General features: G+C 42.0%; 6 protein-coding genes. 3 read left to right on the top strand and 3 right to left on the bottom strand.

The genetic code is table 11. The features are described 5' to 3' along the window. Positions 1–53: 53 nt before the first annotated feature. Together WS42_RS12970 and WS42_RS12965 are read right to left on the bottom strand one after the other, a co-directional pair. Positions 54–296, bottom strand: coding sequence for a hypothetical protein (locus WS42_RS12970; protein WP_046451212.1), 243 nt, complete (start codon positions 294–296; stop codon positions 54–56). Positions 297–355: 59 nt separating this feature from the next. After that, positions 356–943, bottom strand: a complete 588-nt coding sequence (locus tag WS42_RS12965; RefSeq protein ID WP_046451211.1) for an RNA polymerase sigma-70 factor — start codon at positions 941–943, stop codon at positions 356–358. A gap of 147 nt (positions 944–1090) precedes the next feature. On the opposite strand from WS42_RS12965, the gene hisS reads away from it, so the two are divergent. Both hisS and hutH read left to right on the top strand, forming a co-directional pair. Further along, complete coding sequence (gene hisS, locus WS42_RS12960; RefSeq protein ID WP_022160577.1) at positions 1091–2455, top strand: histidine--tRNA ligase; 1365 nt, start codon at positions 1091–1093, stop codon at positions 2453–2455. A 188-nt stretch (positions 2456–2643) separates the two neighbouring features. Continuing rightward, entirely contained in the window at positions 2644–4134 is a 1491-nt protein-coding gene (hutH, locus tag WS42_RS12955) for a histidine ammonia-lyase (protein ID WP_022160576.1), read from the top strand. A 72-nt stretch (positions 4135–4206) separates the two neighbouring features. Here the strand turns inward: hutH and WS42_RS12950 are convergent, their stop codons facing one another. Beyond that, on the bottom strand, positions 4207–4443 hold the full coding sequence (locus WS42_RS12950) for a hypothetical protein (RefSeq protein WP_013612077.1): 237 nt from the start codon (positions 4441–4443) through the stop codon (positions 4207–4209). 145 nt (positions 4444–4588) lie between these two features. On the opposite strand from WS42_RS12950, the gene WS42_RS12945 reads away from it, so the two are divergent. Next, positions 4589–10279 (top strand): alpha-2-macroglobulin family protein, encoded by a 5691-nt coding sequence (locus WS42_RS12945; RefSeq protein ID WP_046451210.1) that lies wholly within the window; start codon positions 4589–4591, stop codon positions 10277–10279. Positions 10280–10357: the final 78 nt, after the last annotated feature.

The following is a 10357-nucleotide window of genomic DNA, read 5'->3' as shown; positions in this document are numbered from 1 at the left end:
GTAACTTCGCAACAAACAGCTGACAGTTTTTTTGTCCGATACTAAACAAGCTGTCAGAACAAGTCTTGACTATTACACTTTATCACATTCCACCATAATCTCCGCTCCTTATTCCTTACCGTACCTATCTCCCTTTGTACTTTATCAAACACTTCTTCTATATCCAACTCCGGTTCTTTTACAGCCATATACATTTGGTCGACAACTTCCCGCACCTGCAATTCATCTTTGTTCCCCTCTTCATAAAGAGCTGCCCATACTTTACGGAATAATTCCTCTTTGGTACTTGTATCCATGCTCCTGCATTTTGAAATTCTTTTATAAAGAACATGAACATCCCGAAAGGGTGAAAAAATTATAGTATTTTTTTTAAGGAAAGTAAAAATAAAATAGTAAGATACATATTATCAGGAGATTTCTGAACCGTATTTTTTAATTTCTTATAAGCAATCTTCACTTGTGACTTTACTGTATTCACCGCCCCCCCCAATTCCTTGGCCGTATCTGTATAGCTCATTCCCTCAATTACAGACATCACAAATATCTTTCTACATCCTTCCGGCAATGCATCAATTACTTTCTTTATAGTCAATAATTTAGCATCTACATCAATCTCATCGTACGTCAACCCCGCTAACCATTCCTGCTCACGCACAATCTCTTTTTCCTGCCTGATCCGGATATTTTGATGCCGGATATAATTCAACACATAATGCCGCACACAAGAATATAAATAACCCTCTATGGCAATATCAGGCTTCATCTCCTTCCGATGGTTCCACAAATACACAAAACTTTCCTGAACAGCATCTTCTGCCACAGCTGTATCCCGATAAAGTCCTAATGCCACAAGCTGCATACTTCGCGCATATTTCCGGAACAAACGTTCAAAAGCCTTCACATCGCCGGCAATAAACTTATTTATGGTTATCTGATCTAACATGATTTCAATTACAAAATTGAAAAAAATAAATACAAACACAATTCTACCCAACAATTTTTTTCCAAAAAAATAAAAATATCACCAATACCATTATTTTTCAATCACACTTTTTATATACTTTTGTAAGGAAAAACAACAAATACAATTATGGCACAACTTCCTTCTATACCAAAGGGAACAAGAGATTATTCACCTGAAATCATGGTGAAGCGCAATTATATATTCGATACGATCAAGAGTGTTTTTAAACTATACGGTTATATGCCACTGGAAACGCCAGCCATGGAAAACCTGTCCACTTTAATGGGCAAGTACGGAGAGGAAGGGGATAAGCTATTATTCAAAATCTTAAATTCAGGAGATTTTATCGGGAACATCTCCGATCAGGAATTATTAGAAAAGAATAGTATAAAGCTCACCAACAAGATCTCAGAAAAAGGATTACGTTATGACCTGACTGTCCCTTTCGCACGATTTGTCGTACAACATCAAAGCGAATTAACCTTTCCTTTCAAACGTTATCAAATCCAGCCGGTTTGGCGGGCCGATCGGCCTCAGAAAGGACGTTACCGGGAATTTTATCAATGTGACGTAGATGTTGTCGGAAGTGATTCGCTTTTGCATGAAGTAGAGTTGATTCAAATGGTCGACGAAGTATACCGGCGTCTGAAAATCAAGGTGCGTTTATTAATCAATAACCGGAAAATACTGGCAGGAATTGCAGAAATCATAGGTTATCCGGACCAGCTGACAGATATTACAGTAGCCATCGATAAAATGGACAAAATCGGTCTGGACAAGGTTAATGCTGAATTACGGGAAAAAGGAATCACCGAAGAAGCAATCGTCAAATTGCAACCTATTTTGAACCTGGAAGGAAGTAATAGTGAGAAGTTGGAAAAACTCAAAACTATTTTACAGGATAGCCCTATCGGTTTAAAAGGTGTCGAAGAACTATCCATTGTATTCGATTATCTGAAGGATGTGGACATCCGGACCGAAATCAAACTGGACCTTACCCTGGCCCGTGGTTTGAGTTATTATACCGGAGCCATTTTTGAAGTAAAAGCCTTAGATGTCCAGATCGGTAGTATCACCGGAGGTGGACGTTATGATGACCTGACCGGTATTTTCGGATTAAAAAATATGTCGGGAGTAGGTATATCCTTCGGTGCCGACCGTATTTTCGATGTCATGAATCAACTGGATCTGTTTCCCAAAGATAATATGACAACCACTCAGATCCTTTTCGTCAATTTCGGTAAGCAGGAAGAAAGATATTGTTTACCACTTCTCAAACAACTGCGGGAAGCCGGTATCAATGTGGAAATTTATCCGGAAGCCGCTAAAATGAAAAAACAGATGACTTATGCAGATAAAAAAGAGATACCTTTCGTAGCCCTGATCGGCGAAAATGAAATGCAAGAAGGTATTATCTCCCTGAAAAATATGCTATCGGGTGAACAGCATAATGTTACAACGGAAGAGTTAGTCGAAAGACTCAAGCGATAAGACGAATAAAACATTCATCAACCGGTATTTATGCAGATATATAAAAAGGAACACCGTCCCCTGAAAAGTCACGGATACGATTCCAGATGTCCATGATAAAATGAAAAAGAACAGTGAAAACGGGAAACAACTTTCACTACATGTGATGTGTGCATTTTTCAATTTTTAATTTTCAACATTCAATTATCATGGTACATTATATATCTCCAGCACCTCTTACATTCGAGGTCATCGATAAAATTTTAAGTAAGAATTACAAACTGGCTCTTTCCGAAGATAGTAAAAAATTAATCAACGATTGTAAAGCCTACCTGGATCATAAAATCGAGAGTTCTGCCAAACCTTTATATGGCATAACGACAGGTTTCGGTTCATTATGCAAAATCAGTATTTCCAAAGAAGACCTCAGCCAATTACAGGCCAACCTGGTGATGTCACACGCTTGTAGTCTTGGAGAACCGATTCATCAGGATATCATTCGTCTGATGTTATTGCTGAAAGCACATGCTTTGTCGCTGGGGAAATCCGGTGTGCAATTAGTGACCGTCGAACGGATCATCGATATGTTCAATCATAATGTATTGCCGGTAGTCCGTGAATTAGGTTCTTTGGGAGCCTCCGGCGACTTAGCTCCTTTGGCCAATCTATTTTTACCTTTAATTAACGAAGGAGAAGTGTGGTATAAAGGCAAGATTTGCGATGCAAAAGCAATCAATGCCAAATTGGGTTGGGCCCCGATCAAACTCGGAGCTAAAGAAGGATTGGCACTATTAAACGGTACTCAGTTTATGAGTTCTCATGCCGTATATGCTTTATTGAAAGCTTTCAAGATTGCCAAATATGCCGATATCATCGGAGCGCTTTCATTAGAAGCTTACGACGGTCGAATCGATCCTTTCTTACCTCAGATCCAGGCCGCACGTCCTCACCCGGGTCAGATCGAAACAGCACGCAATATCCGTACTTTACTGGAAGGATCCGAATTCCAGCAAAAAGAAAAAACACATGTTCAGGATCCCTACTCTTTCCGTTGTATGCCACAAGTTCACGGAGCCAGTAAAGACAGTATCATGTATGTCGCTTCTGTTGTAGAACGGGAAATTAATTCCGTAACGGACAATCCCACCATTTTCATGGAAGACGATTTGATTATTTCCGGCGGCAACTTCCACGGTCAACCTCTGGCTTTGGTGATGGACTTCCTGAGTATTGCTTTGGCAGAGTTAGGCAGTATATCCGAGCGGCGTACTTACCGGCTGATTTCAGGTGACCGGGGAAATATTCCTGAATTCCTGGTAGCCAATCCGGGCCTGAACTCCGGTTTTATGATTCCTCAATACGCAGCAGCAGCTATTGTAAGCAAAAATAAACAATTGTGCACTCCCTGTTCTGTAGACTCTATTCCTTCTTCCAACGAACAGGAGGACCATGTCAGCATGGGAGGAAATGCAGCGACGAAAACGGTTAAGGTTGCCGAAAACGTAGAACGTATTTTAGCAATAGAACTGATGAATGCAGCTCAGGCAATCGATTTACAGCGGCCAACCAAAACCTCACCTTACCTGGAAGAGTTCCTGAAAGAATTCCGTAGCATCGTCCCCTTCAACGGGCAAGACAGAGTGATGTATAAAGACATCGATGCCGCCACAGAATTTTTAAAACAAGGTGATTTCGAATAAAGCCCAGCGATTTCTTCAGTAGAGTATCCCCCAAGTCAAAAAAGCTTTGGGGATATTCCCGAAGAAATTCTTTCATTCATTACGATGTTTGCGCAGATAACGTGTCAAACTTCTTTCACCAATCAAAAGAAGTATAAAAATCCCCAGCAACACAAGGATACGCATACAAACCCCGGAATACAACGAAAAAGTAAAATGACGCATATCGATCATCATCACACTCAACAAGATCGATAAAACATCCAGATACATCACTCCCCGGATCAGTTTCAATCTTTTACTTTTCAATATCTTATTTCTACTTTCCATATTGCCAATAAAGATAACAATCCTAAAATAAAAGACAAAACTTTTCTTTTCTTACCACAAATTATTTTTAATTTTATGGAATTCCATTCGTTTTTGCATCTCTAAGACGATAAATATTTCGTATGTATCATAAAAATAGAAACAGATGAGACTAAGTAAACTTTTAATCGGCATACTATTATTTATAGGTTCAGCCACTTACGCACAGCACTCCCCGCAGGACACCTTGACGGCCTACTACTATCGATATCCTCAACAAGCCATCAAAGACGCCGAGGCACTATACCGACAAGCCATCAAAAACAACGATACCCCTTTACTGATCAAATCATTGATTTTAAAAACTACTTTTACGTTAGCGATCGATCACGAGGACTATCCGGCAATATTAAGCGAAGTCGAAAAATACCTTTCCCAGGAGACGGATTCTGCCGGTATAGCTGTCATAAATTCCTATTGTGCCCAGCTTTATGCAGAGTACTACAATAACAACAGCTATCTGATCAACCAACGCACCCCCGTAACCGATTATATTCCGGAAGATATAGCAAGCTGGAGCAGTAATATTTTCGTCGAAAAAATCAAAAAATGTGTAGCAGCCTCTCTGCTTCCTGCCCGAAAATTACAAGAAACTCCTTTGAGCGCATACAAAGCCATACTGACTTCTTTGACTCCAGCGGATTCATTACGTCCTACACTTTACGACTTTCTTTGTTACCGGGCTATAAATATTCTTTTGCAAACCAATACTCCCGGCTTTGCAGAACCATCTTCCGATTCTCCTTTACTATTCGCTCCGGCCGACGAATTTATCGCCACTCCTATTCCCGCAGAACTAAAAGGGCGGCCGGCTACCATTTTGCAGATATGGCAAGAATTACTCCGGTTCCGGAAAAAACAGGCCAATCACCCAGCTTTCCTGGCTACCGATCTGGACCGTCTGGAATATGCCAAAAACTTCTTATCTCCCCATGACAGGGATACCCTTTATTTAAAAGCTTTGCAGGAATTGAAACGAACATATATCAATACCCCTTTTGTCATAGAAGTGATGGCCAAAGAAGCCAATGAATATACAACAGACCTACACGCCTCGACCTACGATCGGTCTGTCACGCCACAACAACTCGTTACCAAAAAAGAAAAGATTATCGCACTCTGCGAAAAAGGAATAGACCTGTATCCTAAATACAAACGGACCAACTTATTACGCGCCATTCTCAGCCAAATGAAAGCTCCCAAACTATCCCTCCAACTCCCTGAAATAATCTACCCGGAGGAAACAGTTGCCTTAAAACTTACTTCCCAGAATCTGTATTATGCCATTCTGCAAATTTACCGGATTGACCTGCCCACCGAGACATACGAACAATTAACGGATCAGGAGAAAAACAAAGCCCAACATAAAGTTTACGAAAAACGTTTCACCTTAACTCCCAGTCTGATCGAACGCGATACCATCGTCCACATTCCCCTTCCCCAGGCCGGTCTCTATCAGATTTCACTATATACAACAGGGGCCAAACATAGTGTATCGCAAACCATGATTGCCACCCGCCTGCAATCAAATGTCCAATGTAACCAAAACCAACAGATCTATTCCGTATATGATTCGAAAAGTGGCAAGCCTATTCCAAAAGCTAAAATTCTCCTTTATAAACCGAACTATCCGGGATACACGCTATTGGATTCTTTGTTTACAAATTCCCGGGGAATGGCCTTCTCTTTCCGAAGTTTATCCAAACAAAATCTGGCTTATCAGGTAATCAATCCGGAAAATCCCAACGGCCCCATCAACCCGATCTACAGACAGTACACCTCTCCAACCGCCCAAACCCGTACCGCCTTGATCACCGACAGGAAGATTTACCGGCCAGGGCAGACGGTTTATTACAAAGGTATCAGCTGGTCAACAAGTCCGGATACGCTTTATGCCCTGGAAAACCGAAAATACAAAATCAGCTTTAAGGATGCCAACGACAAGGAAATCGCCCAACAAGAAGTAACATCCAACCGATATGGTTCCTTCACAGGAAGTTTCGTCATTCCAGCCCGCATCCTTAACGGATATTTTACCCTCTATACCGAAAAAGGTCAGACTACCATCGAGGTTGCGGATTACAAACGCCCTGAATTCGAAATCCTCTTTCAAGAACCGACAAGGAGTTATTTTGCCGGTGACGTAGTCTGTCTGAAAGGACAAGTCAAAAGCTTCTCCGGTGTAAAAATGGCCCATACCCCCATCAATTATACCATATCAGTATCATCACCTATAGTCTCTCCATACATAGCTTCCACATTCCATGGAACAACCCACAGCAATACCGAAGGCTGTTTCGAAATTACTTTTAAAGCCCAGGATATCCCGGCCACCTCTGCTTTCCGCAACTCTTACCTCTATGAAATAAAGGTAAAAGTGACGGATACCAAAGGGGAAACAGAAGAAATGAGTACAATGCTCCCCATTTATTCCGGTAAAGCCACTCCGACTTTACAACTTCCGGAACAAGTGAATAAACAACAACGCACCGCTTTTCACATTTCACTAGCGGAAATCGCAAACGACTCCAATGCCTATCCGGTAAAATATACCATACAGAAACTGGTATCTCCCCAACAGCTGCAAACCTATCCGGACATCAAAGACACTATCGTAGAAAAAACCATTCTTGAAGGTCATTTATCCGTTTTCCGGAAAGATTCTGTTTTTCCGGATTTGACCCGGCAAGCCTCCGGTATATATCTGCTCACCGTGACCAGCGGACAATCCGAAGCGAAGCAAATCTTCTACCTCTATTCTCCCCAGGATTCCCAACCGCCTTTCCCTACCTATGAGTGGGTTGTCAGAGAAAAAACCACTTGCCGGCCGGGAGAAACCGCCCGAATTCTTTTCGGTACTTCAGCCAAAGAAGCTTATGTCAGATATGATATTTATACTTCCGATAAATTAATCAAACGCTCTTACCCTATCCTTTCCAACGAAGTCATCCCGATCGATATTCCTTTCCTGGAGGAATACGGACAACAAATCTGGCTGTATATCTCCTACGTAAAAGACAAAAAATTTTTTTCTCAGGTCATTCCCATCCAAAGGGCAAAACCGGATCGTAAGTTAACCGTAGAGACCAAAGTTTTCAGAGACCATCTTATCCCAGGACAATCGGAGACCTGGAAACTTCGGGTTGTCGACGCAACAGGAAAACCGGTGACTGCCGAGTTATTGGCTATGATGTACGATGCCTCTCTCGACAAAATCGTACCGAACCATTTTTATTTCCGGCCGATTTATTTAAATCCTGGCACACCTTACGCCTGGATATGTCCATTCCGTTATAATTTCAACAACCGGATTATTTTGTCGGATCATATTTTCAGACGTCCTTCTTATCCTGTCACACCTCTTTCTTTCAGTGAATTACAGACTTATGTATCTTCACATTCCCATTATCGGTTTTCAACCAAAGCGTTGGGAAATACCTACATGACCGGTTCAGCCAAGTTGGCTGCCAGTGATTTTGCAGAAGCGGCATCAGACGAAGCCGGATCATCCGGAATGCCAACCCCCGAAATAAACTACCGGGAGAACTTCCAGGAGACCGCCTTTTTCTATCCCCAACTACAAACAGATCCGGAAGGATATGTCGATATCAGTTTTACTATACCTGACGCGACAACCCAATGGAAATTCACAGCTCTCGCCACGACACCCGCCTTACGGACCGGGCAATTATCCGAAACGATCGTTACTTCCAAACCGCTGATGGTACGCCCGAATCTGCCCCGTTTCCTCAGAACCGGCGATCAGACGGAATTGCAAGTAACCGTCAGTAACCTGTCGGATACTATTCAGCAAGGCAAAGTAAACTTTGAATTTTTCGATCCGGCAAATCAAAAAGTTTTCATGCAGCAAAATCAGACTTTCCGGACACACCCCCAGGGCAGTCAAACGCTAACTTTCCAGTTCACTGTACCGGCAGATATCGATTTGCTGGGATTCAGAGTATCCGCTCAAAGCGGGCACTTCAGTGATGGCGAGCAACATTTGCTCCCCGTATTGCCGACAGAAACTTTAATCACTCAGACCTTACCGATCTACACGAATCAGACCGGCAAGCATACCTTTACGCTAAAACAACCCAACACCACGATCACTCCTTATCGGCTAACTTTCGAATTAACCGAGAATCCGATCTGGTATGCTGTTTTGGCTATCCCCTCCATACAACAACCTCAGAACGAAAATATCACCGACTTATCAGGTGCCTATTATGTCAACAGCATAACCCAGCGTATTATACATGCCAATCCTCATATCGCCGGAGTTATCCGCAGCTGGCATCTATCCGCAGACGACCCGACTTTATTGTCCAAACTGGAACAGAACCAAGAGCTGAAATCCATTTTGCTGGAAGCTTCACCTTGGGTAATGCAAGCACAATCGGAAACAGAATGTATACAGAGTTTGGTTCAATTATTCGACCAAAACAGATTAGATTACCAACAAAAAAGTATACTCCAAAAGCTTGCAGCATTACAAAATCCGACAGGAGGCTGGAGTTGGTTCAAAGGAATGTATCCGAGTCGTTTTATGACTGCCAATGTTCTTGCGATTATGGCCAGGGCTAATCTTACCGGCCAACGGGCTTTCAATGAGCAAGAGAAAGAGATGCAAATAAAAGCACTTCGTTACCTGGATAATGAAATCCGAAAAGATTTTGAGACAACTCCCCAACGAATCGGATACGAACAAATCCTTTACCTCTATGTCAGGAGTCTATATCGGGATATCCCCTTGGGAGATGCTTTGAAAGCACACAAATATTTTATAGCATTAGCTCAAAAGCAATGGAGCGATTTCACTCTGTATGAAAAAGCTTTAACTGCCGTTACATTAAACCGATACGGTTTTAAGCAAGAAGCACAAAACATACTGAAATCCCTGCGCCAATATGCAGTCACGAATAATGAACAAGGGATGTACTGGCCTAATAACCGGAGACAAATTTACAGAAATTCAGCCATTCAGACTCACGTTGCCTTGATGGAAGCTTTTTACGAGTTAGAAGGGAATACGCCCGAGACCGAATTGATGAAACAATGGTTACTCCGGCAAAAACAAACTCAAAATTGGGGAAACGTTCCTTCTACCGTAGACGCGATCTATGCCCTGCTGTTAACAGGGAAAGATCAACTGAATCAATCTGAAAAAATAACTGTCGAATTAGGGAAACAGACATTACCGGTCTCTACTACCGCCAATCCCTTAGGTTATTTAAAGTATACCTATACAGCATCCGAAATCCAACCCGATATGCTGAATGCCGATATCACCCAAACGACCGATTCTCCTAGCTGGGGCGGTTTATATTTGCAATACTTCGAAAAATTCGATCAGGTACAACAACAGAAAGGAATACTCAGTGTCACTAAAAAACTCTTTATTGAAAAAATAGGGTCGGATGGCAAGCAAGAACTCCTTCCTCTCGGAAAGGAAAAACTGAAAACAGGAGATAAAGTGATTACCCGCCTAACGCTTTCTTTAAAACAAGACATGGATTTTCTTTACCTGAAAGATTTCAGAGCTGCCTGTTTCGAACCCATCGGGCAGTTATCGGGCAATCAATGGAAATTCGGTACCGTATACTATGAAGAATCTAAAGATGCCGTTACCAATTTCTTTTTCAATTCTCTGGCCAAAGGTACCTACGTATTGGAATACCCGGTATGGGTAAATCAGGCAGGCACCTATCAGGACGGGATCGCAACTTTCCAAAGCATGTACGCCCCGGAATATACGGCCTATAGTGAGGCAGGAAAAATAACCGTAACCAAGTAACAAAAGAAGGTGTCTGAAAAGGATGCCTTCTTTTTTTGTTATGCTGCCCGTTTATTATCCATTTTTATTTTTAAAACA

This window comes from Odoribacter sp. N54.MGS-14, from assembly GCF_000980295.1.
GTDB classification, from domain to species: domain Bacteria; phylum Bacteroidota; class Bacteroidia; order Bacteroidales; family Marinifilaceae; genus Odoribacter; species Odoribacter splanchnicus.
Note: the sequence above shows the minus strand (reverse complement) of the source record. Positions and strands in the feature narration are given on the sequence as shown.

Bases quoted from the DNA above. Each gene is read 5' to 3' on its own strand.
- WS42_RS12970 (WP_046451212.1), bottom strand. From the start codon at position 296: ATGGATACAAGTACCAAAGAGGAATTATTCCGTAAAGTATGGGCAGCT.
- WS42_RS12965 (WP_046451211.1), bottom strand. From the start codon at position 943: ATGTTAGATCAGATAACCATAAATAAGTTTATTGCCGGCGATGTGAAG.
- hisS (WP_022160577.1), top strand. From the start codon at position 1,091: ATGGCACAACTTCCTTCTATACCAAAGGGAACAAGAGATTATTCACCT.
- hutH (WP_022160576.1), top strand. From the start codon at position 2,644: ATGGTACATTATATATCTCCAGCACCTCTTACATTCGAGGTCATCGAT.
- WS42_RS12950 (WP_013612077.1), bottom strand. From the start codon at position 4,443: ATGGAAAGTAGAAATAAGATATTGAAAAGTAAAAGATTGAAACTGATC.
- WS42_RS12945 (WP_046451210.1), top strand. From the start codon at position 4,589: ATGAGACTAAGTAAACTTTTAATCGGCATACTATTATTTATAGGTTCA.